The sequence below is a fragment of the Amycolatopsis lexingtonensis genome (assembly GCF_014873755.1).
Taxonomy (GTDB): domain Bacteria; phylum Actinomycetota; class Actinomycetes; order Mycobacteriales; family Pseudonocardiaceae; genus Amycolatopsis; species Amycolatopsis lexingtonensis.
This window is the reverse complement of record NZ_JADBEG010000001.1, coordinates 218,240-241,581: the sequence shown is the minus strand read 5'-3', so window position 1 is coordinate 241,581 and position 23,342 is coordinate 218,240. Positions and strand designations below refer to the sequence as shown.

24 protein-coding genes and 1 tRNA gene are annotated in these 23,342 nt (G+C 72.0%); 10 read left to right on the top strand and 15 right to left on the bottom strand.

The features are described from left to right. Positions 1-9 precede the first annotated feature (9 nt). Both H4696_RS01160 and H4696_RS01155 read left to right on the top strand, forming a co-directional pair. Positions 10-1,692, top strand: a complete 1,683-nt coding sequence (locus tag H4696_RS01160) for a ThiF family adenylyltransferase (protein ID WP_211299690.1) — start codon at positions 10-12, stop codon at positions 1,690-1,692. A gap of 439 nt (positions 1,693-2,131) precedes the next feature. Beyond that, the gene (locus tag H4696_RS01155; protein ID WP_143265097.1) at positions 2,132-2,491 is read left to right on the top strand and encodes a hypothetical protein; all 360 of its coding nucleotides are present in this window, start codon (positions 2,132-2,134) and stop codon (positions 2,489-2,491) included. A gap of 67 nt (positions 2,492-2,558) precedes the next feature. Here the strand turns inward: H4696_RS01155 and H4696_RS01150 are convergent, their stop codons facing one another. The 6 genes from H4696_RS01150 to H4696_RS01125 form a co-directional block, all read right to left on the bottom strand. Next, on the bottom strand, positions 2,559-3,605 hold the full coding sequence (locus tag H4696_RS01150) for a tyrosine-type recombinase/integrase (RefSeq protein ID WP_086860597.1): 1,047 nt from the start codon (positions 3,603-3,605) through the stop codon (positions 2,559-2,561). Further along, entirely contained in the window at positions 3,602-4,072 is a 471-nt protein-coding gene (locus H4696_RS01145; protein ID WP_225955556.1) for a hypothetical protein, read from the bottom strand. The genes H4696_RS01150 and H4696_RS01145 overlap by 4 nt, the downstream gene beginning before the upstream one ends. A 140-nt stretch (positions 4,073-4,212) precedes the next feature. Further along, positions 4,213-4,296 (bottom strand) — tRNA-Leu (locus H4696_RS01140). A gap of 63 nt (positions 4,297-4,359) precedes the next feature. Further along, positions 4,360-6,066, bottom strand: coding sequence for an AfsR/SARP family transcriptional regulator (locus H4696_RS50615; RefSeq protein WP_192781987.1), 1,707 nt, complete (start codon positions 6,064-6,066; stop codon positions 4,360-4,362). A 39-nt stretch (positions 6,067-6,105) separates the two neighbouring features. Further along, on the bottom strand, positions 6,106-7,122 hold the full coding sequence (locus tag H4696_RS01130; protein ID WP_086860595.1) for a CE1758 family FMN-dependent luciferase-like monooxygenase: 1,017 nt from the start codon (positions 7,120-7,122) through the stop codon (positions 6,106-6,108). Then, positions 7,122-8,066 (bottom strand): NmrA/HSCARG family protein, encoded by a 945-nt coding sequence (locus H4696_RS01125; protein ID WP_086860593.1) that lies wholly within the window; start codon positions 8,064-8,066, stop codon positions 7,122-7,124. The genes H4696_RS01130 and H4696_RS01125 overlap by 1 nt, the downstream gene beginning before the upstream one ends. A 157-nt stretch (positions 8,067-8,223) precedes the next feature. Between H4696_RS01125 and H4696_RS49655 the strand changes: the two genes are divergently transcribed. Continuing rightward, positions 8,224-9,000 (top strand): cellulose-binding domain-containing protein, encoded by a 777-nt coding sequence (locus tag H4696_RS49655; protein WP_225955555.1) that lies wholly within the window; start codon positions 8,224-8,226, stop codon positions 8,998-9,000. Here H4696_RS49655 and H4696_RS01115 read toward each other — a convergent pair. The 3 genes from H4696_RS01115 to H4696_RS01110 form a co-directional block, all read right to left on the bottom strand. Continuing rightward, the gene (locus H4696_RS01115; RefSeq protein ID WP_086860591.1) at positions 8,972-10,024 is read right to left on the bottom strand and encodes a cytochrome P450; all 1,053 of its coding nucleotides are present in this window, start codon (positions 10,022-10,024) and stop codon (positions 8,972-8,974) included. The two genes, H4696_RS49655 and H4696_RS01115, sit on opposite strands and share 29 nt — an antisense overlap. Positions 10,025-10,079: 55 nt before the next feature. Further along, the gene (locus H4696_RS51440; RefSeq protein WP_360772027.1) at positions 10,080-10,157 is read right to left on the bottom strand and encodes a tryptorubin family RiPP precursor; all 78 of its coding nucleotides are present in this window, start codon (positions 10,155-10,157) and stop codon (positions 10,080-10,082) included. A 133-nt stretch (positions 10,158-10,290) separates the two neighbouring features. Next, entirely contained in the window at positions 10,291-11,181 is an 891-nt protein-coding gene (locus H4696_RS01110) for a LysR family transcriptional regulator (protein ID WP_086860635.1), read from the bottom strand. Between the two features lie 100 nt (positions 11,182-11,281). Between H4696_RS01110 and mdlC the strand changes: the two genes are divergently transcribed. From mdlC to H4696_RS01095, 3 genes are read left to right on the top strand one after another with little or no spacing between them, the layout of a single operon-like run. Continuing rightward, on the top strand, positions 11,282-12,856 hold the full coding sequence (mdlC, locus tag H4696_RS01105; RefSeq protein ID WP_086860589.1) for a benzoylformate decarboxylase: 1,575 nt from the start codon (positions 11,282-11,284) through the stop codon (positions 12,854-12,856). Positions 12,857-12,858: 2 nt separating this feature from the next. Further along, the gene (locus H4696_RS01100) at positions 12,859-14,286 is read left to right on the top strand and encodes a benzaldehyde dehydrogenase (protein ID WP_086860587.1); all 1,428 of its coding nucleotides are present in this window, start codon (positions 12,859-12,861) and stop codon (positions 14,284-14,286) included. Positions 14,287-14,297: 11 nt separating this feature from the next. Then, a complete protein-coding gene (locus H4696_RS01095; RefSeq protein WP_086860585.1) occupies positions 14,298-15,509 on the top strand; it encodes an MFS transporter in 1,212 nt (403 codons plus the stop codon). Here H4696_RS01095 and H4696_RS01090 read toward each other — a convergent pair. After that, entirely contained in the window at positions 15,506-15,676 is a 171-nt protein-coding gene (locus tag H4696_RS01090) for a hypothetical protein (protein ID WP_192781986.1), read from the bottom strand. The genes H4696_RS01095 and H4696_RS01090 overlap by 4 nt on opposite strands. A 198-nt stretch (positions 15,677-15,874) precedes the next feature. Then, the gene (locus H4696_RS01085; RefSeq protein WP_086860583.1) at positions 15,875-16,492 is read right to left on the bottom strand and encodes an HSP18 transcriptional regulator; all 618 of its coding nucleotides are present in this window, start codon (positions 16,490-16,492) and stop codon (positions 15,875-15,877) included. Between the two features lie 95 nt (positions 16,493-16,587). Here H4696_RS01085 and H4696_RS01080 point away from each other — a divergent pair, with 95 nt between their 5' ends. After that, positions 16,588-17,367, top strand: coding sequence for a GAF and ANTAR domain-containing protein (locus tag H4696_RS01080; protein WP_192781985.1), 780 nt, complete (start codon positions 16,588-16,590; stop codon positions 17,365-17,367). Here the strand turns inward: H4696_RS01080 and H4696_RS01075 are convergent. Continuing rightward, positions 17,364-17,810 (bottom strand): nitroreductase family deazaflavin-dependent oxidoreductase, encoded by a 447-nt coding sequence (locus H4696_RS01075; RefSeq protein WP_225955554.1) that lies wholly within the window; start codon positions 17,808-17,810, stop codon positions 17,364-17,366. The genes H4696_RS01080 and H4696_RS01075 overlap by 4 nt on opposite strands. Before the next feature lie 94 nt (positions 17,811-17,904). Here H4696_RS01075 and H4696_RS01070 point away from each other — a divergent pair, with 94 nt between their 5' ends. Both H4696_RS01070 and H4696_RS01065 read left to right on the top strand, forming a co-directional pair. Further along, the gene (locus tag H4696_RS01070; RefSeq protein ID WP_086857951.1) at positions 17,905-19,155 is read left to right on the top strand and encodes an amidase family protein; all 1,251 of its coding nucleotides are present in this window, start codon (positions 17,905-17,907) and stop codon (positions 19,153-19,155) included. A gap of 7 nt (positions 19,156-19,162) precedes the next feature. Next, positions 19,163-19,954, top strand: a complete 792-nt coding sequence (locus H4696_RS01065; protein ID WP_086857955.1) for a MerR family transcriptional regulator — start codon at positions 19,163-19,165, stop codon at positions 19,952-19,954. Here the strand turns inward: H4696_RS01065 and H4696_RS01060 are convergent. Beyond that, entirely contained in the window at positions 19,951-20,307 is a 357-nt protein-coding gene (locus H4696_RS01060) for an ArsR/SmtB family transcription factor (RefSeq protein WP_086857950.1), read from the bottom strand. The genes H4696_RS01065 and H4696_RS01060 overlap by 4 nt on opposite strands. 54 nt (positions 20,308-20,361) lie before the next feature. On the opposite strand from H4696_RS01060, the gene H4696_RS01055 reads away from it, so the two are divergent. After that, a complete protein-coding gene (locus H4696_RS01055; RefSeq protein WP_086857949.1) occupies positions 20,362-21,342 on the top strand; it encodes a cation diffusion facilitator family transporter in 981 nt (326 codons plus the stop codon). On the opposite strand, the gene H4696_RS01050 is transcribed toward H4696_RS01055, so the two are convergent. Further along, positions 21,339-22,532, bottom strand: coding sequence for an MFS transporter (locus H4696_RS01050; protein ID WP_086857948.1), 1,194 nt, complete (start codon positions 22,530-22,532; stop codon positions 21,339-21,341). The genes H4696_RS01055 and H4696_RS01050 overlap by 4 nt on opposite strands. Then, entirely contained in the window at positions 22,529-23,311 is a 783-nt protein-coding gene (locus tag H4696_RS01045; RefSeq protein ID WP_192781984.1) for a DeoR/GlpR family DNA-binding transcription regulator, read from the bottom strand. The genes H4696_RS01050 and H4696_RS01045 overlap by 4 nt, the downstream gene beginning before the upstream one ends. Between the last annotated feature and the right edge of the window lie 31 nt (positions 23,312-23,342).

The window sequence follows — 23,342 nt, the reverse complement described above, 5'->3', positions numbered from 1 at the left end:
CTCCGAGAGTTGCGCCAGGTCGCGGCTGAGCACCGGTCCCTACTCAAGATCGCAGAGACCTATCCGCCCGCCGGGGACGGCGCACTGGGGGTCCGCATCCGCTTGGCCGTCAACGAGTTGACGACCCGGCCGGGTGGTATGCCGGTCTCGCGCGACCACGAAGAGCTGATCATGAGGTTCGGCCCGGGATTTCCCATCATTCCTCCAGACGTATGGGTCGATCATGATCGGTTCGTTGGCCACGCACACGTGCTCGAGGGCCGACGGTTGTGCGTCTACCTCGACCCCACCCGTGAGTGGCATCCGGACATCGGGGTACGCGGCTTTCTCAATCGGCTGTGGGACTGGTTCGTCAACGCCGCCGGTGGTGCGTTCGACGCCAACGATGCCATGTACCACCCGGTCGGTGGCGTGCTGCACCATACGCCCGGTACTCCTATGATTGTGGCGCGCCAGAGCTTCAATCCGATCGGCCGCAGGATGCTTCACGCGGGCCTATCCGCGCGGACGCAGGACAGACTGGACCTAGCGGGTTGGAAGCTCCTCCACGGCGCCGATCACCTGGCGCTGGTCGTTGTGTTGGACAACCACCTCGTGTACGGAGCCGGACATACCGTGTCGGAAGTCCTCGATGCGATTGCCTGCACCGCACACGTTTATGCCGACACCGTCGCCACCGCGCTGGCCCACACCGCCGCCAGGAACAAGCCGGGCACTCCGCAGTACCTGATCATCGCCGCTCCCGAGCGGCGAGACGACGGCGGTCGGTACCACCTCATTGGAGGTCGCGTGCCAACCCACCTGGCCGATCAGTTCAGAAGCGAAGTCAGGAAGCACGGACCACTCGTCACCGACCTGATCAGCCGCATACCCAGCGACGACCGAATGGAGTGGTGCATGATCTCCGACGAACGGCCGGAAGTAGTCACCCGCAGGGACTCCACGCGCCCCATGGCCGCGTTCCAGGATCTGAGCGTCGAGATCTGGGGCTGCGGCGGCCTGGGCAGCTGGATCGCCGAGTTCGTCGCACGCGCCGGCGCAAAGAGAATCACCCTGCGCGACAACGGAGACATCACCGGCGGACTACTGGTCCGCCAGAACTACGTTGAGAACGACGTTGGCGGCAACAAAGCCCAAAAGCTCGCCGACCGCCTTCGCCTCATCTCGGACGAGCTCATCGTGACCCCGCACAGCAGCCTCGTCCCTTACGGCATGGATCACACCCACCCCGATTGCGACGTGCTCATCGACGCGACGGTATCCAACACGGTGGCGACGTTCCTCGACAGTCTGATCCGGTGCGTCACGGACACGAGTCAGCCGCTCATTTGTCAGGTCGCCACCGACAACGCCTCCGCGACACGAGGGCTGATGATCGTTCGCGCCCCTGGCTCACCGCGTACCTTCACCGACCTCGACACCGCGGCCGGCGCGCAAGTCGCAAAGCGGAATGATCTTCAGGAATACGAGGTCTTCTGGCGCGACCCGGCTCCGGGCGAAGAATTGGTTCCGACGCGAGGATGCTCGGTGCCCACATTTCACGGATCGGCCACGGACCTGGCCGCGACAGCGGCGACACTCCTCAACCTGCTCGCTCGTCACATCGGAACTACCGAGTCCGGCATTCACCTCATCAGGCTTCCGCACACAGCTGGCACGGCTCCAAGCCACGTATACCTGGCCGCGTGGTGAGGCCTCTACACAAGGTCACTTAAGCAGCTCTGCGTGAGGCAGGGCAGCGCGACGGCGAGGAGCACGGCAGCTTCGGTGAGCGCCTGCAATCTAGGGCACTCCACAGCTCGAACACTCGACACCTCCAGTCTGCTCCGAGCCGAGACGGCCTATGTTGCCGGTCATCTATTCATCCTGCACAATTGGACAAGGTGCAGGTCCGAAACACACCAAAGCCCCTCCCCCGTAAGTGCGTGGAGGGTTCATGTCAACATCATCGGAAGCCACCGGCCTTCCTGCGCCTTCTAAAAGCGCATTACCACTCTCGGAGATCGCCCTCACAACGACCTGTGACGTAGTCAAGCCCGCCGAGCGAATCGTCGAGACACTTGCGATACCCCCGCTGCGGCGACCGGGTTCACAGGTCAGACCGCTCCCCGTTCCTCGACTTGAGCCGTTGATGGACTCCTCGACCGTAGGGTTCGCCTTGACGCGGGTGGATGCCTCGGGCGCCGTGGCGTCGAAACCTGCAGTCTTTCAGTTGGGATGGCCTGCAGGCACGCCAGTTCGCTACGACGTGCGCTCTGGTTTGATCGTGGTGAGTGCGGATCCTGGCGCCGAGCGGCGTGTGCCGACGAAGTTGAACTTGGTTTTGCCTGCGCGGATCCGGTCTCAGTGCCGAGTACGCGCGGGGGAACAGGTGCTCCTCGCTGCACTGGTCGAGCATCAACTCCTGGTCATTTACTCGCAGCGGCGGCTCTACGACATGGTGGTTGCCTACCACGCCACGCTGCAGCCGGAACCGAGCTCACTCCCCTGACCTCCGAGGCCCCCAAGCTGCGGGGTGTTCACGTCAGGACGACGGCGTGAACACCCCGCAGTTCTGCTCAAGTTGCGGTATCGAGTGCGAGTGGGTGTGGCTCGCCGGTCAGGGCCGACAGGGCGGCAGCGACTTCGGTGATGTCGGCCTTGATGTAGGTCGTGGTGCTCGAGTCACTACCACTTTCGGCGTGACCGGCGTAGGCGCGGGCGACACCGATGCCGAAGCGGCGTTCGACCCACTTCAGGGTGGTGTGGCGAAGCCAGTGCACGGACACGCCCATGGCCCTGGCCCAGTCGAGTGCGTTCTGGACGCGATTGAAGATGTAGTCGTAGCGGCGGCCGGTGATCGGCTTGCCACTGGCATAGCGCAGCAGCTGCCCGTTGCGGTCGCCGTCGCCGCGTTCGTCGCTGTGGGCGACCAGGTGCCGCATCAGGGTGGGTGAGACAGGCTGCCAGCGTTCGGTCTCCCCTTTCTCGCGCAGGAGGATGAGGCACTGCTGCTGGTCGAGGTCTCGCGGCCGCAGGCTCAGTGCGCCGCCGCGGCGGCAGGCTGTCTCGACGTGCAACCGGCAGATCAGGGCGTCGAGCTCCGGGTCGTTGCCGGTGCTGGCGACGACGTCGGAGAGCTCGGCCAGCCGGGCGGCGGCCAGGCCGCGGCGGGTGGAGGGGTTGCGCCGTGGTTTGGTGACGCGCGTGGCCGGGTTGTCACGGTCATCCATGCGTTTGTCGTTGACCAGGTGCTTGTAGAGGCAGCGGATGGCGGCAATGAAGTTCTCGGCGGCGTTGCGGCCGCCGCGGGAGTTGCGGCGGACCCGGGCGGTGCGGCGCACGATCTCGGCCTGGGTCTTGATCTCGCTGGCGGTGATGGTGTCCATCCGGCGCCCGTCCCACGCGGCTTCGGCCTTGTTCCAGTAGGAGCCGTAGGAGGCGGCGGTGCTGGCCGAGACGAGGCCGGCGACGACGGGGATCCATTCGTTGATCGTCGGGACGGGCTCGTGGTCGCTGTCCTCGGCCGGTTCGGTGAGCAGGTCGGCGGGGTTGACACCCAGGCGCTCAAGCAGCAGCCGCGCGGCCTCGAGGTCAGCGGGGTTCGTAGTCGTGGTCTCGGTCATCGGTCCGCCTCCCCAGCGGCGAGGGAGGCGTGGAAGTCGCGCAGCATCGCGTGGACCACGTGTTCGGGGTGCACGACCAGGACGTCCTGGGCCAGGTCGGCCACAAGCAGGACCCGGCTGCCGGCGAGCACGCCGCAGCCGTGGCGGACCGGGGCGGGCAGCACGACATAGGGTTTGGTGGTCATCCGGAAGATCCCGTCGCCGCGCCGGCAGATCACCGCGGACGAGCGGATCTGGGTGATCAGCAGCCGGTCCCCCGGTTTCCAGTCCAGGGCGGTCACGATGCTTCGGTCCTGGATCCGGCCGGAGGTGTCCAGCAGCGCGGTGGAGAACCGCCGCTGCCCCGTGGCTGCCAGATCCGGCAGCGCGGGGACCGGCAGTGGGATGAGCGCTCTGGCCGGTCCCGGGCTCGGCTCAGCTGCTCGGGTGCGGGCTGGGAGGGCGAGCGGCTGCACGAGGCCGGTCATGACACACCTCCCCGGCAGCGGTCGTGCGGGGAGGGCACGGTCAAGATCAGCGTAGCCGAGACCGGCTGGGGCTGAACGCCAGAAAGACCCGCCGTGGCGGGCCTGTTACTCTGCGGTGCGGGAGATATCCCGTATTTTTGTGTCCGAGGGGGGACTTGAACCCCCACGCCCGTTAAGGGCACTAGCACCTCAAGCTAGCGCGTCTGCCATTCCGCCACTCGGACCTGCTGAAGAAAGAGTATACGGCCACCCCGCCCCCTCGTTCAGGGGGGTGCACATCCACCACCTCACCCCCTCTGGCAAGATCGGCAAGTTTCAGCCGCCTGCATCGATTCAGCCCATCGGGCCAGGGCGAACGTCAGCAGGGGTTCCTCGTACCGGTAGCGGTCCGTGCCGAACGGCTCCAGCAAGTGGGCGTCCACCAGGGACTCCAGCAATACCGCGGCGTCAGCCAAAGGCAGTTCCAAGACCGAGGCAGCCGTGGCGACCGAGAGCGGGGTCGGAGACGCCAGCAAGCTGAACGCCCGGGATTGGGCCGGGGTCAGTTGGGACAGGGCCGACTCGTACGGCTTCTCGATCGCCCAGCACTCCGGGGGCGTCACCGGGGCTCCTGGGGCCGGGCGGCCCAGGCGGGTCAGGGCCTCCGCCATCGTCCACGCCGGGCGGGCGGCCAGTCTCGCTGCCACCGCCTGGATCACCTGGGGGAAGCCCGCCGTTCGGGCGGCCAGCGTTTGTGACGCCGGGAGGTCGTGGGCGACGCGCTCGTGGCCGATCAGGCGCTCGAGCAGCGCCAGGGAATCGGCCGGGGTCAAGCCGCCCAGTTTGGTCCAGTGGGTGTGGGGCAGGCCGTACAGGCGTCGGCGGGCCGTGATGATCAGGGCCGGGCCGGCTGGGCCTGGGGTGAGGGGGCGGATCTCCTCCTCCGTGCGGGCGTCGTCCAGGACGACCAGCACCTTCAGGCCGGTCGTCCGGGCTCGCCATAGAGCCGCGCGTTCGCTGGGGGACGGTGGCAGCGAGAAGACTCCGATGCCGCGCAGCAGCTCCGCCAGCGGGTCCTCGGACGCCGACAGGTCCACGAACAGGCGGCCGTCCGGGAAGGACTCGGCTACCTCGTGCGCCGCGTGGACCGCCAGTGTTGTCTTGCCGATCGCCGCCAGGCCTTCGATGCCGAGGACCGGGACCGAGGACGACGACGGCTTCAGGCTCGCGACCAGCGTCGCCAGCTCGCCGGTGCGGCCGGTGAACTCCGGGAGTGGCGGGGGTAGCTGGGAAGGGCCCGTCGATACCAAAGCCAGCGACGGGTCCGCCGCCAGGATCCGGCGCTGCATCTCCTTCAGCTCCGGCCCCGGATACAAGCCCAGTTCGGACTCCAGGAGCTGCTGCGTGCGGGTGAACACCGCCAGCGCCTCCGCCTGACGGCCCGAGCGGTACAGCGCCAGCATCTGCAGCTCGCGGGGACGCTCGCGCAACGGCTGCTCGGCGATCAGGTCGGCCAGGTCCACCGCCGCCTCCGCGTGCCTGCCCTCGGCGATGTCGGCCGCCGCCAGGTCTTCGCGGGCCGTCAGGCGGAGCTCCGCCAGGCGTACGCGCTCCGCCTCCGCGTAGTCGCCGTTCAGGCCGGACAGCGGGGTTCCGTGCCAGAGTGCGAGGGCCTGGCGCAAGGTCGGAGCCGCGGGGGCGCCGGCGCGGGCCGCGGCGAGCAGGCGCTGGAACTCCGTCAGGTCCAGGGCCGGGGCGGTCAGCGCGTAGCCGCCCGCCGACGACACGATCGGGACTCCCGCGTGGCGCAGGCGGGAGACGTACGAGCGGACCATGCCGATCGCGGCCCTTGGCTCGGCGCCGCTCCAGAGGGCCGAGACCAGCTGGGACGGGGACAGCGGGGTGCCGCCTTGCAGGAGCAGCACCGCCAGCGCCGCTCGCTGCTGGGGCGGGCCCAGCTCCACCTCGACGTCGTCGCGCCACGCTCGGACCGGGCCCAGCAGCTCGTACCGCATCACGCCGGGTGAACCCCTGGCGACGGACCGGTATTCCCGTCACGCGGCCCGCGACGGCGACCGCAGGGCCGGGACCACCTCCGCGCCCAGCAGGTCGATCTGCTCCAGCGCCACCTCGTGGGGCAGGCCCATGCCGTCGATGTTGAACAGCTGCCGCCGGTAGTCGCCGAAGTCCTCGCGGAACCGCATGGTCCGGTCGATGACCTGCTGCGGGCTGCCCACGGCCAAGGGTGTCTGGACCATCGTCTCCTCGAGCGACGGGCCGTGGCCGTAGATCGGCGAGTGGTCGAAGTACGGGCGGAACTCCTCGATCGCGTCCTGGGAGCGGCGGCGCATGAACACCTGGCCGCCGAGGCCGACGATCGCCTGGTCAGCTGAGCCGTGGCCGTGGTGCTCGAAGCGCTCCCGATAGAACTCGACCATGCGGCGGGTGTGGTCGACCGGCCAAAAGATGTTGTTGTGGAAGAAACCGTCGCCGTAGTACGCCGCCTGCTCGGCGATCTGGGGGCTGCGGATCGACCCGTGCCAGACGAACGGCGGCCGTCCGTCGAGCGGCCGGGGCGTCGACGTGAAGCCCTGCAACGGCGTCCGGAACCGCCCGGACCAGTCCACGACCTCCTCCCGCCAGAGCCGCCGCAGCAGCGCGTAGTTCTCCACGGCCAGTGCGATGCCGTCGCGGATGTCCTTGCCGAACCACGGGTAGACCGGGCCGGTGTTGCCGCGGCCGAGCATCAGGTCGAGGCGCCCGTCGGCGAGGTGCTGCAGCATCGCGTAGTCCTCGGCGATCTTGACCGGGTCGTTCGTGGTGATCAGCGTCGTCGACGTCGACAGCGTGATCCGGCTGGTGCGCGCCGCGATGAAGCCGAGCAGCGTGGTCGGCGACGACGGCACGAACGGCGGGTTGTGGTGCTCCCCCGTCGCGTAGACGTCGAGGCCGGCCTCCTCGGCGCGGACGGCCAGCTCGACCATCCGCTTGATCCGCTCGTGCTCGGTGGGCGCCCGGCCGGTCCGGGGGTCGGGGGCGATGTCCCCGACCCCGAAGATCCCGAACTCCATCACAGCTCTCCGAAAGCGTCGCGGTGGTCGGCGAGCCAGCCGGCGAAGTCCTGCAGCCGCGGGTTCAGCCGCCGCACCGCCTCCGGGTCGCGCGCGCCGGCGAACACGTTTTCGTGCTCGGCGTAGTAGAAGAACATGTTCGCGAGGTCGTCGGCGCCGGGCGCGCCCGAAGCGCGCAGGTCTTCGACGGCCATCGGCCGGTAGGCGACGTCGGTGCCGAGCTGCTTCGCGAACGCCGCCGCGTACTCCTCGCCGGTCAGGTTCTCGCCGGAGATGCTGATCGTCTCCCCCGCGAGTTCCGGCCCGCGGGCGAAGACGCCGAACGCGGTGCGCCCGATGTCCTCGGCCGCGATGCCCGGCAGCCGCCCGCTAGCCATCGGCAGGTGCAGCGCAAGGACGCCGTCGGGGTCGCGGACCGGGCGGAAGAAGTCCACGAAGGCCTCGAAGTAGAACGTCGTCGAGAGGAACGTCGTGGGCACGCCCGCTTCGACGAAGAACGCCTCGGCCTCGGCCTTGCCGTCGAAGTGCGGCACCTTGTAGCGCCCGTGCAGCGTCGGCGTGCGGTCCTCGTCGCGCAGGTGGAGGCGGGTGTCGGGCAGGGTCGACCAGATCACGTGCCGCAGCCCGGCCGCCTTCGCGGCGCCGGCCATCGCGCGGGCCTGCCGCTGTTCGCGCTCCACGGAGTTGTACTCCCAGAACGCGGTGACGAGGTAGGCGCCGTACGCGCCTTCGAACGCCTTGGTCAGGCTCGCTTCGTCGTCGAGGTCGGCGGCGACGACCTCGGCTCCGCGCGCGGCGAGCGCGCGGGCGGCGTCGGAGTCCGGGTTGCGGGTGAGGGCACGCAGCGCGAACCGCTGCTCCGGGTCGTCGAGGATGGCGCGGGCCAGCCCGCCACCCTGCTGCCCGGTCGCGCCGACGACAGCGATGATCTTCTTCTCGGACATCGGAAACCTCCTGGGATCCCGGCCGGCTGATCCGGCCACGACCCCAGGGAACTCCCGCCGTGTCACCGTCTCGTGCACGCGGCGTGCACGTGGTTTACAAGGCCGCTCCGGCTTCCTAGGATTCGCCGGTCGGGCCGCAGAACGGGAGGTTCCGGGTATGGCGCGCACCGGCCGTCGACGCGACGAGGAGATCTCCGTCGCCGAGCTGCTCCGGGAAACCGGGGCGACCCCGCGATCACTCGGCGAGGCGCCCGGAACCTCGGCCGCGCGCGAGGAAGACACCGGTGACGGCTACCGCGAGCGCCTCGAGCAGCGGGCGCGCGAGGCCGCGGCGCACCAGCAGCGGGCCGGGCGGCGGATCCGGTGGATCTCCGCGCTCGGCGGCGCCGCCGTGGTGGTCGGCAGCCTGGTGCTCATCGCGGTGACGTCCGAAAGCGCACCGGGACGGCAGACGGCGACGGTGGCGGACTCGCTCGCTCCCGCGACGACCACCCCGCGCTCAACGACACCGGTGCCGAAGCCGGCTCCGACGCCGATCCCCACCGTGCTGCGGCAGACCGCGTCCGCCACCACGGCGCCGCCGTCCACGACTCCGACCCCGACCGCCACGCCCGTGCTGTGCACCGTGCGCTACTCCGTCACGGACCAGTGGAACGACGGCTTCACCGCGAACGTCACCGTCACCAACAAGAGCGGCGAAACGCGCTCGCCGTGGACGCTGACCTGGACGTTCACCGCCGGCCAGCACGTCACCCACAGCTGGGACGGCGACTTCGCCCAGAACGGTGACCGGGTCACCATCACCGCCGCGTCCTACAACGCCACCCTCGCCCCGGGCGCGACCGTCGGCTTCGGCTTCAACGGCGCCTCCGGCCAGGGCAACCCGGCGCCCGCCGCGTTCGCCCTCAACGGCGCCCGCTGCTCCCCGGCCTGACGACCCGCACGCCCGACGGCTCCAGCAGGCCGTCGAGCTCGACGCGGGCCCGGGTCCGGCGCGGGTCCGGGACCAGGCCTTCGGCGCGGACGACGTCGAGCAGCCTGCTCGCCAGCGGCAGCACCAGGTGCCGGCCCCAGCAGCGTTCGTTCGCGTGCCCGAACGGCAGGTACCCCGGGTGGGTGTCCGGGTCGAGCCCGGCCCAGCGCCGGGGCCGGAACTCGGCCGGAGCCTCCCAGAGCTCCGGGGACCGGTGGCTCAGCAGCGGCAGCAGCAGGACGTCGTCCCCGGCCCCGATCCGCGGGTCGACGGCGGCGAACTCCGGCGAGCGGACGCGCAGGATGTTCCACGACGGCGGGAGCAGCCGCAGCGCCTCGTGGATGACGTACTCGTTCGGGACGTCGTCGTCGAACGGCGCGCCGAGCCACACCGCGCTGGTGACCAGGGCCGCCACCGTGAAGCAGATCGGCCCGGCGACCCGGCGGTAGAGGTACATCCGGAAGCGCCGCTCGGCCAGGCTCTCGGCGGCCACGACCTGGCGCGCGAGCGTGGAAAGCGGGGTGCCGGGCGCCGGCGGGCGGACCAGCGCGGCGCCCGCGGTGACCGCCGACCACGTCAGCTTCGGCGTCAGCTCCAGGCGGCGGTCCACGAGCACGCGGAAGCGGCGCAGTTCGGGTCCGAAGACGAACCGGCGCAGGTAGTCGTGCGGGACGTCCGGCCAGGTGCCGGTGAGATCGGGCCGGTCGGCGGGACGCTTCAACGCCGCACGGACGTCGGCGCCCAGCGCCTGCATCAGCGAGGCGGACTCGGTGCGGGTGACGCCGCGGCCCAGCACCGGTTTGAAGGTGGGCCGTTCCTCGGCGTTGGCCGGACGAGCCCGGAGCACGCCGTCCATCGTTTCCGGGTCCGCGATCCCGATGGTGTCCGGTTCGAGCCGGAAAACGCCGTCACCGATGTGCGTGGCGAGCAGTTGCTCGAGACGAGGGGCGAAGACGACCGTGCGGGACGCGCGGGCGATGACCACGTTCCGGGACTCCTCGGGAAGGGGCCGGTCCCGGTGACCGGGACCGGCCGGGTGATCAGATCCAGCCGTACCAGGCGTACGACTTCAGGCTCTTCTTGGGAAGCGCTTTCTTGACCAGCCGGACGAGCTTCACCGGATTCCTCCCTAGTTCGGTTCCAGGACCGTGATCGACCCTAGGCAGCGCTGGATCGGTTCCGCACCAAGCAGTACACGTTCGGCCCAGATCTTTCGGCGGGAAATGGGCGCCAAGAAAAATGCGTGTTAAATCAGCTGAGCACTTCGCGCATGAATGTCACAAGCCAGTGCTGGGCCGGGCTGCGCGCGTGCGTGTGCCGCGTGTACACCGAAACCTGCGCCGGCTCGACGTCCATCGGCAGGTCGAACAGGCGGACCCGGTGCTCGGCCGCGAACATCTCCGCCACCAGGCGCGGGACCATCGCCACCAGCTCGCCGTCCTGGACGAGGTACGGCAAGGCGGCGAACCGGGTCACCTCCAGCACCACCCGGTCGAGCAGGCCGTGCGCCTCCAGGGCCCGGCGGGGGCCGTCGTGGCCGGTCGGGCCGAACACCGTCACGTGGCGCTCGGCGGCGAGCGACGCGAAGTCGACCCGCGACTGCAGACGCGGGTGGTCGAACGCGACCATCCCCAGGTAGCCCTCGGAGAACAGCGGGATCCGGGCCACGCGCTGCGAGCTGATCAGCGGGGACGCGATGAACGCGTCGATCTCGCCGCGGCCGAGCTGGTCCGCGGCGCGGTCGACGTCGAGGGGACGGACCGTCAGCGTCACGCCGGGAGCGCGCGACGGCAGCGCGGCCATCAGCCGCGGCAGCAGCGAGATCTCCCCCAGGTCCGACAGGCAGAGCGTGAACGCGGCCCGCGCCGAAGCCGGGTCGAACGACCAGGCGCCGCTGACCGCCGTTTCGATCCCGGACAGCGCGCTGTGCAGCGGCTCGTACAGCGCCCGGGCGGTCGTCGTGGGCACCAGGCCGCTGCCGCTGCGGCGGAACAGCTCGTCGGAGAACCGGCGCCGCAGCTTCTGCAGGCTGTAGCTGATCGTCGGCTGCGTGACGTGCAGGGACTCGGCCGTGGCGGTCACGCTGCGGGTCTCATAGAGCAGCACGAACGTCCGGACCAGGTTCAGGTCGAAGTCCCGCATCATCGATCCCATCTATGAACGACCACGGCAACATTTATTGGAGCACAACCCGGTGGCCTCCCTAGGGTCTGGTCCAACCCGCCCGAGGAGGACCCGCGCCATGCCCACCGCCCGCCGGCTCGCCCACGAGTTCCTGGACCGCCGTGGCCTGACCACGATCTTCGGCAACCCCGGCTCCAACGAGCTGCCGTTCCTGGCCGAGCTGCCGTCGCACTTCCGGTACGTGCTCGGCCTGCACGAAGGCGCCGTCGTCGGGATGGCCGACGGCTACGCCCAGGCGACCGGCCGCCCGGTGCTGGTCAACCTGCACGCCGCCGCCGGGTCGGGCAACGCGATGGGCGCGCTGACCAACGCCGTCTACTCGCGCTCGCCCCTGGTGCTGACCGCCGGCCAGCAGGTGCGGTCGGCCATCGGGCTCGAGGCGATGCTCGCCAACGTCGACGCCACGCAGCTGATGCGGCCGCTGGTCGGCTGGGCCGGCGAGCCGAGCTGCGCGGAAGACGTCCCGCGGTCGCTCGCGCAGGCGGTGTTCGAGGCCGAGCTGCACCGGCGCCCGACCTACCTGTCGGTCCCCTACGACGACTGGGCCGCCGAACTGCCCGCCAACGCCGCCGCGACGCTGAACCGGAACGTCCAAAGGGGACTCGCGCCCAGCCCGGCCCAGCTCGATGAGCTCGCCGCGGCACTGGCCGGGGCGCAGAACCCCGCGCTGGTGCTGGGCGGCGACGTCGACGCGACCGGCCTGTTCGACCGCGCCGTCGCATTGGCCGAGCACCTCGGCCTGCCGACCTGGGTGGCACCGTCGCCGCACCGGCTGCCCTTCCCGAACCGGCACCCGCTGTTCCGCGGCGTGCTGCCCGCCGGCATCGCGCCGATCTCGGCCGCGTTCACCGGGCACGACCTCGTGCTGGTGCTCGGCGCGCCGGTGTTCCGCTACCACCAGCACGTCCCCGGCGAGTACCTGCCGGAGGGCACGCGCCTGATCCAGGTGACCGACGACTTCGGCGCCGCGGCCCGCGCCCCGATGGGCGAAGCGCTCGTGGCCGACCCGGCCCCGGTCATCGAGGCGCTGCTCGCGAAGCTGCCCGCCCGGCCCCCGGCCGGCGAGTTCGCCGCGAACCCGGAGCCCAAGACCGGCGCGAAAGCGCTGCACCCGGAACAGGTTTTCGCCGCGCTGCGCGAGACCCAGACCGACGACACCCGGTACGTCGTCGAATCGACGTCGACGAACTCGGCGTGGTGGCGGCAAATGGACCTGCGCCGCGAGGGTTCGTACTTCTTCCCGGCCGCCGGCGGGCTCGGGTTCGGCCTGCCCGCCGCGGTCGGCGTCGCCATGGGCAGCCCGGACCGCCCGGTCGTCGGCGTCATCGGCGACGGCTCGGCGAACTACGGCATCACGGCGTTGTGGAGCGCCGCGCACTACCGCGTCCCGGTCACGTTCGTGATCCTGCGCAACGGCGTCTACGGCGCCCTGCGGTGGTTCGGCGAGCTGCTCGGCACGCCGGACGTGCCGGGCACGGAGATCCCGGGGCTGGACTTCACCGCCATCGCCGCCGGCTACGGCGTCCCGGCCACCACCGTCACCGATGCCGGCGACCTGCTCGACCAGCTCAAGTCGACCCCGGACGGCCCGCGGCTGATCCAGGTCGACACCGAACCGACCACACCGGAGTGATCATGACCTTGCTGGACAACGAGTTCGTGCGCGGCAGCGGCGGGACCCACGCGGTCGTCGAACCGGCCACCGGGGAAACCCTGGGCGGCGTGGGCATCGCGACACCGGAGGACGTCGCCGAAGCGGCGGCGGCTGCGGCGAAGGCGCAACGCGACTGGGCGCGGCGCAAGCCTGCCGAGCGCGCCGCGGTGCTGCGCCGGGCCGGCGAGCTGTGGGAGGCGCACGCCGCCGAGGTGCAGGACTGGATCGTCCGCGAGGCCGGTTCAACGCGCCCCAAAGCCGGGATCGAAACGGAGATGGCGGCCGGGATCTGCTTCGAGGCCGCGGCCCTGCCCACGCATCCGCTCGGCGAGGTGCTGAGCACCGGCGAGCCCCGCTGGTCGCTGGCGCGGCGCCAGCCGTGCGGTGTCGTCTCGGTGATCTCGCCGTTCAACTTCCCGCTGATCCTGGCGATCCGCTCGGTCGCGCCCGCGTTGGCGCTCGGCAACGCCGTGCTGCTCAAGCCGGACCTGCGGACCGCGGTGTCCGGCGGGGTCAGCATCGTGCGCGTCTTCGAGGCGGCCGGCCTCCCGGAAGGCTTGCTGCACCTGCTGCCCGGGGACGCCGCCGTCGGCGCCGCGGTGGTCGACGCGCCCGAGGTGTCGGTCGTGTCGTTCACCGGGTCCACCGCGGCCGGGCGGAAGGTCGGCGAGGCCGCCGCCCGCTCGCTCAAGCGCGTGCACCTGGAGCTGGGCGGGAACAACGCGCTCGTCGTGCTGCCGGGCGCCGACGTCGCCAAGGCCGCCTCCGCCGGCGCGTTCGGCTCGTTCCTGCACCAGGGCCAGATCTGCATGACCACCGGACGGCACCTGGTCCACGAGTCCCAAGTGGACGAATACGTCGAAGCGCTGGCGGAGAAGGCGCGGCGGCTGCCGGTCGGGAACCCGGCCACCGGCGAGGTGGCGCTCGGCCCGATCATCGACGACCGGCAGCTCGCGCACGTCGCCGACGTCGTCGACCGGAGTGTCGCGGCGGGCGCCCGCGTCCTGGCCGGCGGCAAGCCGGACGCGCCGTACTACCCGCCGACCGTCCTCTTCGGACTCGACGACGACACCCCGGCGTGGCGCGAAGAGATCTTCGGCCCGGTCGCGCCGGTGCGCGCCTACCGCGACCTCGACGAGGCGGCGCGGCTGGTCAACGATTCCGAGTACGGCCTGTCGGTCGGCATCCTCGGCGACGTCGGCACCGCGATGAAGCTGGCCGAGGAAGTCCGCTCGGGCAAGGTGCACATCAACGAGCAAACCGTCGGCGACGAGCCCACCGCCCCGTTCGGCGGCGTCGGCGACTCCGGCAATGGCTCCCGCTTCGGCGGCGCGAAGGCCAACATCGAGGCCTTTACCGAAACCCAGTGGCTGACCGTCCGCGCGGACATCGCGGGTTACCCCTTCTAAGGAGAACGGCAATGACGACGTCTCCCGTCCGTCCCGTGTGGACGGCGGTCCTCTGCTGGCTGACCGTCCTGCTCGAGGGCTACGACCTGGTCGCGCTCGGCGCCACCATCCCGACGCTGCTCAAGAGCGGCTACCTCGGCTTCACCGCGGCCGGTGCGACGCTGGTCGCGACGGTGTCGCTGATCGGCGTGGCCGTCGGCGCGGCCTGCCTCGGCCCGCTCACCGACCGCTTCGGCCGCCGCGGCATGCTCATCGGCTCGGTGCTGCTGTTCTCGTTGTTCACGCTGCTGACGCCGCTGGCCCCGAACGTGGCGATGTTCGGGATCTTCCGGTTCATCGCCGGTCTCGGCCTCGGCGCGTGCATGCCGGTGGCGCTCACGGTGATGTCGGAGAACCTGCCCGCCCGGCGGCGTGCCAGCGCGAGCACGTTCACGATGACCGGCTACCACGTCGGCGCGGTGCTGACGTCGGTCCTCGCGCTGGTGGTGGCCGGCGACTGGCACTGGCTGTTCTACGGCGGCGGGGCCGTCGGCCTGCTGGTGGTGCCGCTGATGTGGGTGAAGCTGCCGGAATCCGCGGCCTACCTGGCTTCGCGGGAGGACCCCGCGGCCGAGCGCGTCGGGCTGCGCGACCTGCTGGGCGCGCGCTTCCGGCGGGTCAGCATCGCGGTGTGGACGGGCTCGTTCATGGGACTGCTGCTGGTCTACGGGCTCAACACGTGGCTGCCGCAGCTGATGCGGACCGCGGGCTACCCGATCTCGACGTCGATCACGCTGCTGCTGGTGCTGAACATCGGCGCGGTGCTCGGGCTGGTGCTGGCGGGCACGATCGCCGACCGCTTCGGCATCCGCCCGATCGCCCGCATCTGGTTCGGCGCCGGCGCGGTGCTGCTGGCGGCGCTGAGCCTGCGCATCGCGAACGCGTTCCTGCTGAACACGGTCGTGCTGCTGACCGGCGTGTTCGTGTTCTCCGCGCAGGTGCTGATCTACGGGTACGTCGCCCAGGTGTTCCCGGCGCGGCTGCGCGGCACGGCGCTGGGCCTGACGTCGGCGATCGGGCGGCTCGGGTCGATCCTAGGCCCGTTCGTGACCGGTGCGCTGGTCACCGCGGGCGTGGCGTACCCGTGGGGGTTCTACTTCTTCGCCGTGGTGGCCGCGCTCGGCTTGGGTGCGGTGCTGGCGCTGCGCGGGGAGTCACGAGCCGCGGAGCCGGTCCCGGTCTAAGCCGTTTCTTCCGGGCGGCGGCGCATGGTGGGTTCGGGGTGCTCGGTCCGGCGGTCGGAGTCGCGCAGGACCTCGCGGGCCTGGCCCTCGGGGTCCTCGCTCTCGACGGCCTGTTCTTCGGGCAGCAGCTCGGCGCGGGTTTCCGTGCGGTCGGGAGTGTCGTCCATGCGTCGCTGGTACCCGCTCGGGCGCGGTCTCAGACACCGCCGAGCCAGCCGTCGTTCGCCGGGCGGGTGGTCGGACAAACCCGGCGAAGCGCCGGACGGGCGTGCGCCTCGGCCCCGGGGAGGTGCGGCGGCTCGCTCGGCAGCGGCTTCGCCGACGTCTTGAATGAGTCATTCAGGTCTTCGGAGGTCCTGAATGACTCATTCAAGACCTCCGCGGGACCGGCGGTTGCCAGCGGCGTCGCGGCGTAGCCGGTCGGTGTGCTCCGTGATCTCCCCCACCCGCTCCGCCAGCCCGGCGTGCTCGTCGGCCAAGTGAGCCTGGGCCGCGGCCAGGGGCGGGAGCAGCGTCGCCGGGTCGTCGTCGCCGAGGGCGGCGCCGACGCGGTCCGCGCTTTCCTGAGCCGCCGGGCCCAGGCCGCCGAGGGCGCTGACCTGGCCCGCCAGGCGGCGCAGGTCGGCCGAGTTGCGGCGGGCCCAGTCGGCCACCGCGCGGTCGCCCGCGCGGCGGTCGCGTTCCGCGCCGACCCGGGCCTCGCCCGTCCGCTCACCCGTGTCCGACGGCTGCAGCCGCAGGTAGCGCCGTTCCGCGGCTTGTCGGCTCGCGACGCCCAGTGCCGGCGCCAGCGCCACCCAGCTCGCGCCCGCTCCCCTGGCCGCCGTGATCAGCTCCGGTTCCCAGCCGGCCAGTTCCTCCCGCAGCAGGCGCAGCCCCGTCAACGCCTCCAGCAGCCGGTCCTGGCTCGCGGTGCCGGCGCGGGCGGCCGCGACCACGTCGTGGATCCGGCGTACCGCGTCTGCGGGATCGGGCGCGTCCATCTCGTCATCCTTTCGACGACGCTCTTCTTGTCGTCATTAAGACGACATGCTAGAACAGAGGAAGGCAAGGTTCGACCCCTTCACGGAGGGTAGCGTTGCGTCCCCGAACGACGACGGGCGAGCAGGTCCGGGCGACCGCTCTGCTCGAAGAGCTGCTGGAACGGATCGCCGCCGACGTGCCCGGCACGCTCGGCGCCGCGGTGTCGGTGCACCACGACCACGAACTCCCGCGGGTGGCCGCCACCCACGGGCTGGCGGCCGTCTTCGTGCCCGCGCAGCTGAACGGGTTCGGCGGCCCGGTCGCGACCGCCGGGCGCACCGGCCGGCCGGTCGTGACCGCCGACGTCTGCGCCGACGAGCGCTGGCCGTCGCTCACGCTGAGCGGGCTGCTCGAGCACCACCCCGGCTCGGCCGCGGACTGGCCGCGCGTGCGCGGGGTAGCGGCGCTGCCCGTGGCCTGGGACGCCGAAGGCACCTTGGTGCTGTCCGTGGCGCTCGACCGCCCGGCCACCGAGCAGACGCTGGACGTCCTGCGGCGCCACCAGCGGCTCGCCGCCGTGGCCTTCGTCGTCACCGAAGCCGCCCACCCGGACCGGATGAACCAGATGCTGGACCTCCTCCAGTCGCGCGCCGCGCTGGAGGAGGCCAAGGGGATCGTCATCGCCCTGCGGCGCTGCGAACCCGAAGAAGCCTGGACCACCCTGCGCCGGGCGAGCCAGGAGTCGAACGTCAAGGTGCGCGAACTCGCCGTCGCACTGGTGGAACTGCTCGCCGGGGCACCGGCGCCGCAGCCGGACGGCGAGCGCACGATCCGCCCGGGCGCGGCCGCCCGTGAGGCCGCCGAACGGCTACTGCGCGTCCTGGAACGCGGTTAGGCCGCCTCTACGCGGAAGACGGCGATGCGGTCCGCCGCCGCCGCGACCCCTTCCGGCGTCGACGCGTCGGCGAGCCCGGTCGTCACGAACCGCTTGCCCACGCTCGGCGGGCTCGTTTCGACCAGTTTCCGCAGGATCGGCCGCCGCTCCTCGACGGGCAGCTCGGCCAGCCGCACGGTGGACGTCCGGCGGCCCCGGGTGAGCGTGACCGCCGCCGCGGCCCGGACGTTCGCCACCCAGGCCGCCTTCGGGTACGCCTGGACGATGTAGCGGTGCCCGTCGATGGGGAGCACCGCGATGGGGAACGTGCGCGGGACGCCGGTGCGCCGCCCGGGCACGGTGAGCAGCTGCATCGGGCCGAAGGCGACGCCGAGCCGCTGCAGCCCGACCACGATCTTGTTGCCGGCGTTGACCATCCGGCGGTAGCTCTGCGCTGTTGTCATGCTCCGACCGTACACGATTTCATACGAGTATCATATGATCTGATACTCATACAGTGGTTGACCCTGACACCGTGTCAGGTCGTACTCCGGAGGCATGACGTTCTTCCGCACCGCCACCGAGGTGGCCGCCGGCATCCGCCGCGGCGCGCTTTCGTCCCGCGAACTCACCGAGGGGCTGCTCGCGCGGATCGACGCCGACGACCTCAACGCCGTCGTCGTCACCGATCGCGAAGCCGCGCTGGAAGCGGCCGCGGCGGCCGATCGGGGTGCCGCCACCGGGCCGCTGCACGGCGTGCCGATCACCGTCAAGGAGGCCTTCGACGTGGCCGGGCTGCCGACGACGTGGGGCGAGCCCGCGTTCGCCGGGCACCGCGCGGACCGGGACGCCGTGGTCGTCGAACGGCTGCGGGCCGCGGGCGCGATCGTCGTCGGGAAGACGAACGCGCACCACCTGCTCGCCGACTTCGGGCAGACCGCCAACCCGCTCTACGGGCGGACGCTCAACCCGAGGGACCGCACCCGGACGCCCGGCGGTTCCAGTGGCGGCGCCGCGGCCGCCCTCGCCGCCGGATTGTCCTTTTTGGACTACGGCTCGGACCTGGCGGGCTCGATCCGGATCCCGGCGGCGTACTGCGGCGTCTACGGCCTCAAGCCGACCCCGGGAACCGTTTCCCTGCAAGGGTTCCAGCCACCGGGCGCGCCGGCGCCGACTCGGGAGTTCCCATCCGCCGTCGGGCCGCTCGCAAGGTCGGCCGCGGACCTCCGGCTCGCGCTGGGCGTGACGGCGTCCCGAAAGCTCGAACCGTCCCGCCGGACCCGGCTCGCGGACTTCCGCGCCGGCGTGGTCCTCGACGACCCGGCCTGCCCGGTGACCGCCGACGTCGGCAAGGCCCTGTCGGACGCCGTCGACGCGCTCGCCCGCGCGGGCGTCGAGATCCGCGAAGGCTGGCCGGAGAGCGTGGATCCCGTCGGCCAGGCCGAAGCGTTCGGCTTCCAGGTCGAGCTGTTCTTCGCGAACGGCGGCCTCGACGGCGCCGGCGAGCAGGAGCGGCGGCGGCTGGCGTTCACGGCGGCGTGGGACCGGTACTTCCGGGACGTCGACGTCTTCCTCTGCCCGGCGGTTTTCACGACGGCGTTCCGGGACCTCGGCGACCGCTACGCCGACCAGCCGTTCTGGATCGCGCAGGCGTCGCTGCCCGGGCTGCCGGCGGTGAGCGCGCCGGCCGGCGGCGAGCTGCCGGTGGGCCTGCAGGTCGTCGGCCCCGCGCACGAGGACGACACCGCGATCACGTTCGCGGACCTCGCCGCGGCGGTCGTCGGCGGCTTCACCCCGCCTGGGGAATGATCGGGTGGTGTTCTCGATCGGCGACTTCGCCCGCCACGGCCGGGTTTCGGTGCGGATGCTGCGCCACTACGACGCGCTCGGGCTGCTGCGCCCGGCCCGCGTCGACCCCGCGACCGGGTACCGCAGCTACACCGCCGGCCAGCTGGCGCGGCTGAACCGGATCGTCGCGCTGAAGGACCTCGGCTTCACGCTCGAGCAGGTGGCGACGCTGCTGGCCGACGAGGTCACGGCCGACCAGGTCCGCGGCATGCTCAAGCTGCGCCGGGCGGAGCTGGAAGCCTCGCTGGCGGAAGGGGCGGCGCGGCTCGCGCGGGTCGAAGCGCGGTTGCGGACGATCGACGCGCCCGACGTCGTGGTCAAGCAGCTGCCGGCGATGCGGGTGGTCGAGCTGACCGGGACCGCGGCGGGGTTCGCGCCGGAGTCGATCGGCCCGGTGGTCCGCCCGCTGTGCGCGGAACTCGGCCGCCGGCTGGCCACCGCGGACGTGACCCCGGCCGGTCGGTTGACGTGCTACTACGAGCAGCGCGCGGAGGACGAGGTCGTGGTGCACGCGGCCATTCCGGCGTCGATCGGCACAGGCGACCTCAACGGCTTGACGGTGGCGGACCTGCCGGCCACGCGCGCGGCGACGCTCGTGCACCGCGGCGCGATCGACGGCGTGCTGCCGAGCTGGCAGGCGGTGGTCCGGTGGACCGCCGAGCACGGTTTCGCTTCGGCGGGGGCGCAGCGGGAGCTGTACCTGGACTGCCCGGAGGACCCCGCGGGCTGGGTGACGGAGCTGCAGGAGCCGATCGGCTAGGCCGGGTGGTGGGCGTGGTCGCCGGTCGTGATGTCTCGGTCCACGTGGTCCGCGTGGTGCAGCGCCTGCGCGAGAAGCCCGCGGACGTGGTTGTCCGCCGCCGAGTAGTAGACGAACGTGCCCTCGCGGCGGCCCTTCACCAGGCCCGCCAGCCTCAGCTTCGCCAGGTGCTGGCTCACCGCCGTCGGGGCCGCGCCCGCCAGTTCGGCCAGGCAGGCCACCGAGGACTCGCCCTGCAGCAGCGCCCACAGGACCTTGATGCGGGTCGGGTCGGCGAGCAGGCGGAACGACTCCGCGGCCAGGTGGACCTGCTCTTCGGTGGGCATGTCGAACTCCGGCAGCGACGCGTGCATGGCGGTAACCCTACTACTTGCGTATCTGCGTGCCTGCGCAGATAGACTGCCACCATGACCGGACATGGCCACGGCCACCGCCACTCGCGGTGGCGCCCGCACAGCCACGACAGCAGCGATCGCGTCGACCACGCCCTCGAGACGAGCCGGCGCGGGGTGCGGACGCTCGTGTGGTCCTTCGCCGCGCTGTTCGTCACCGCCGTCGCGCAGCTCGGGCTCGTGCTGGTCACCGGGTCGGTGGCGCTGCTGGGCGACACCATCCACAACTTCGCCGACGCGCTGACCGCCGTGCCGCTCGGCATCGCGTTCCTGCTCGGGCGCCGGGCCGCGACCCGGCGCTACACCTACGGCCTCGGGCGGGCCGAGGACCTCGCCGGAGTGGTCGTCGTGCTGGTCGTCGCGGCTTCGGCGGCGATCGCCGGGTACGAATCCGTCGTGCGGCTGCTCCAGCCCGAGCCGGTCGGGCACCCCTGGGTGGTCGCCGCGGCCGGGGTGATCGGGTTCGCGGGCAACGAGATCGTGGCGCGCTACCGGATCAAGGTCGGCCGCGAGATCGGGTCGGCCGCGCTGGTCGCCGACGGGTTGCACGCGCGCACGGACGGCTTCACGTCGCTCGCGGTCGTCGCGGGCGCGGCCGGGGTGGCGCTCGGGTTCCCGATCGCGGACCCGATCGTCGGGCTCGGCATCACCGTCGCGATCCTGTTCGTCCTGCGCGACGCGGCGAAGGAGGTGTTCCGGCGGCTCCTGGACGCGGTCGACCCCGCGTCGGTCGAGCTGGCCGAGCGCACCGCCCGCGACGTCGAGGGCGTGCTCGGTACCCGGGACCTGCGGATGCGGTGGATCGGGCACCAGCTGCGGGCCGAGCTGGCGGTGACGGTGGCGGCGGACCTGACCGTCGAAGCCGCCCACGCGCTGGCGCACCGGGTGGAACACCGGCTGGTGCACACGATCCCGCGGCTGGCCGCGGTGGTGATCCACACCGAGCCGAGCGCGGGGGCCGAGCGGGCGCACGACGCCGTCGCCCACCACCACTAGCCGACGGGCTGCTCCGCGGGCTCCGGTTCCGGGCTGAGCACCCCGGCGAACAGCGCCGCCAGCACGCAGAGGATCACCGGCAGCGCGAACGTCACGTTCAGCGGCAGCCAGTGGGTCAGGCCGCCGATCACCGCCGGGCCGGCCAGCAGGCCGACGTAGCCGAGGCCGACCACCCGGGCCATCAGCGCGCCCGACGCACGGGTGTCCAGGTTGCCCGCCGCCGTGAACAGCTGCGGGACGCCGCCCGACAGACCGAGGCCGAACAGCGCCCAGCCGACCAGGGACACCGGAACCCACGGGGCCGCAGCGGCGATCGTCAGGCCGACCGCGGCGAGCGTGGCGCCGTAGCGGACGATCGCCGCCGGTCCCGCCCAGGCCGCGACGCGGTCGGTGAGGAACCGGCCGGTCGTCATGGCCACCGCGAAGGCGCCGTACGCGAACGCCGCCGTGGACGCCGAGGTGCCGAGCACCTTTTCCATGTGCAGTGCGGCCCAGTCGTTCGCGACGCCCTCGGACAGCATCAGCGCGAGCGCCAGCAGGCCGAGCAGCCAGACCACGCGACCCGGGGGCCGGCGGCGCGCGACCGGCTCCGCTTCGGATTCCGCGACGGCGGCCGGCGCGTCGGACGGCTCCATCAGGAACCGCGCGGACACCACGGAAAGCACGACGCACAGCACGCCGGTGGCGGTGAGCGTGACGCCGGTGGGCACGCCCGCGCCGAGCGTCGCGGCGCCGATGACCGCGGCGATCGCGCCGCCGATCGACCACATCGCGTGGAACGCCGCCATGATCGGCCGCGGGTAGGCGCGCTCGACGACGACCGCGTGCGCGTTCATGCCGACGTCGATGGCGCCGTTGCCGAAGCCGAACAGCGCGAGGGCGAGCCCGAGCGTCCACCAGGAGCCCGCGAACCCGGGCGTGCAGAGCGCGAGGCCGAGGAACACCCCCGCGGCGGGCACGAGCCGCCGGTGGCCGAGCCGGTCGACGAGCGGGCCGGACACCTGCATGCCGGCGAAGGCGGCGCCGCCGAGCACGAGCAGCAGCGCGCCCAGGGTGGTGTGCGAGATGCCGGTCGCGCGCTCGACGTTCGGGATGTGCACCACCCACATGCCCATCCCGAACCCGTTGAGGCCGAAGAACATGAACGTCGCGAACCGGGCGGCGCGTGGGCGGGGCGGGGCGGTCGTCATCGGCCCTCCGTGGTCGTGGGGACGGCGACGTGCACCAGCACGCCGCGTTCGGTCAGCGCCGCGCGCTGGTCTTCGGGGGCGCCCGGGTCGGTGATCACGACGTCCGGGCGCTCGGCGGGGCAGACGTGGGCGAGCGCGGCGCGGCCCCACTTGGCGCCGTCGGCGAGCACGATCGCCCGCGCCGACACCGCCAGTGCCTGCCGCTTGACCTCCGCGTCGGCGAGGTCGAACGCCGTCAGCCCGTCCTCGATGCCGAACGCGCAGGGGCTCAGCACCGCCACGTCGAACCGCAACGCGCGCAGCGAAGCCAGCGTCAGCGGGCCGACCAGGGCCTGCTCCCCCGGCCGCGGTTCGCCGCCGGGCAGCAGCAGGCGGACGCCGGGTGCGTCGGCCAGCTCGCGGGCCGCGTGCAGGGACAGCGGCAGCACCGTCACCGGCCGGTCACGCAGCAGGCGCGCGACTTCCAGCGCTGTCGTGCCGCTGTCGAGGACGATCGTCTCGCCGTCGCGGATCAGCTCCGCGGCCGCGGCCGCGATGGCCCGCTTCGCCGCGACGGCGGCCGTGGCCCGGGCCGCGAACGGGGGCTCGACGCCGGACGGGGACGCCGGGACCGCGCCACCGTGCACCCGGCGCAGCACCCCATGCGAAGCCAGGTTGTCCAGGTCGCGGCGCACGGTCATCTCCGACGCGCCGGTGGCCGCGGCCAGCTCGGCGACGCCCACTTGGTCGGCGTCGCGCAGCCGCTCCACGATCACCCGGTGCCGTTCCGCGCTCTTCACCTCGCGATGCTCGCAAGTCCCATTCGTTCGC

Bases quoted from the DNA above. Each gene is read 5' to 3' on its own strand.
- H4696_RS01155 (WP_143265097.1), top strand. From the start codon at position 2,132: ATGGACTCCTCGACCGTAGGGTTCGCCTTGACGCGGGTGGATGCCTCG.
- H4696_RS01150 (WP_086860597.1), bottom strand. From the start codon at position 3,605: ATGACCGAGACCACGACTACGAACCCCGCTGACCTCGAGGCCGCGCGG.
- H4696_RS01145 (WP_225955556.1), bottom strand. From the start codon at position 4,072: ATGACCGGCCTCGTGCAGCCGCTCGCCCTCCCAGCCCGCACCCGAGCA.
- H4696_RS50615 (WP_192781987.1), bottom strand. From the start codon at position 6,066: ATGCGGTACGAGCTGCTGGGCCCGGTCCGAGCGTGGCGCGACGACGTC.
- H4696_RS01130 (WP_086860595.1), bottom strand. From the start codon at position 7,122: ATGGAGTTCGGGATCTTCGGGGTCGGGGACATCGCCCCCGACCCCCGG.
- H4696_RS01125 (WP_086860593.1), bottom strand. From the start codon at position 8,066: ATGTCCGAGAAGAAGATCATCGCTGTCGTCGGCGCGACCGGGCAGCAG.
- H4696_RS49655 (WP_225955555.1), top strand. From the start codon at position 8,224: ATGGCGCGCACCGGCCGTCGACGCGACGAGGAGATCTCCGTCGCCGAG.
- H4696_RS01110 (WP_086860635.1), bottom strand. From the start codon at position 11,181: ATGCGGGACTTCGACCTGAACCTGGTCCGGACGTTCGTGCTGCTCTAT.
- mdlC (WP_086860589.1), top strand. From the start codon at position 11,282: ATGCCCACCGCCCGCCGGCTCGCCCACGAGTTCCTGGACCGCCGTGGC.
- H4696_RS01100 (WP_086860587.1), top strand. From the start codon at position 12,859: ATGACCTTGCTGGACAACGAGTTCGTGCGCGGCAGCGGCGGGACCCAC.
- H4696_RS01095 (WP_086860585.1), top strand. From the start codon at position 14,298: ATGACGACGTCTCCCGTCCGTCCCGTGTGGACGGCGGTCCTCTGCTGG.
- H4696_RS01090 (WP_192781986.1), bottom strand. From the start codon at position 15,676: ATGGACGACACTCCCGACCGCACGGAAACCCGCGCCGAGCTGCTGCCC.
- H4696_RS01085 (WP_086860583.1), bottom strand. From the start codon at position 16,492: ATGGACGCGCCCGATCCCGCAGACGCGGTACGCCGGATCCACGACGTG.
- H4696_RS01075 (WP_225955554.1), bottom strand. From the start codon at position 17,810: ATGACAACAGCGCAGAGCTACCGCCGGATGGTCAACGCCGGCAACAAG.
- H4696_RS01070 (WP_086857951.1), top strand. From the start codon at position 17,905: ATGACGTTCTTCCGCACCGCCACCGAGGTGGCCGCCGGCATCCGCCGC.
- H4696_RS01060 (WP_086857950.1), bottom strand. From the start codon at position 20,307: ATGCACGCGTCGCTGCCGGAGTTCGACATGCCCACCGAAGAGCAGGTC.
- H4696_RS01055 (WP_086857949.1), top strand. From the start codon at position 20,362: ATGACCGGACATGGCCACGGCCACCGCCACTCGCGGTGGCGCCCGCAC.
- H4696_RS01050 (WP_086857948.1), bottom strand. From the start codon at position 22,532: ATGACGACCGCCCCGCCCCGCCCACGCGCCGCCCGGTTCGCGACGTTC.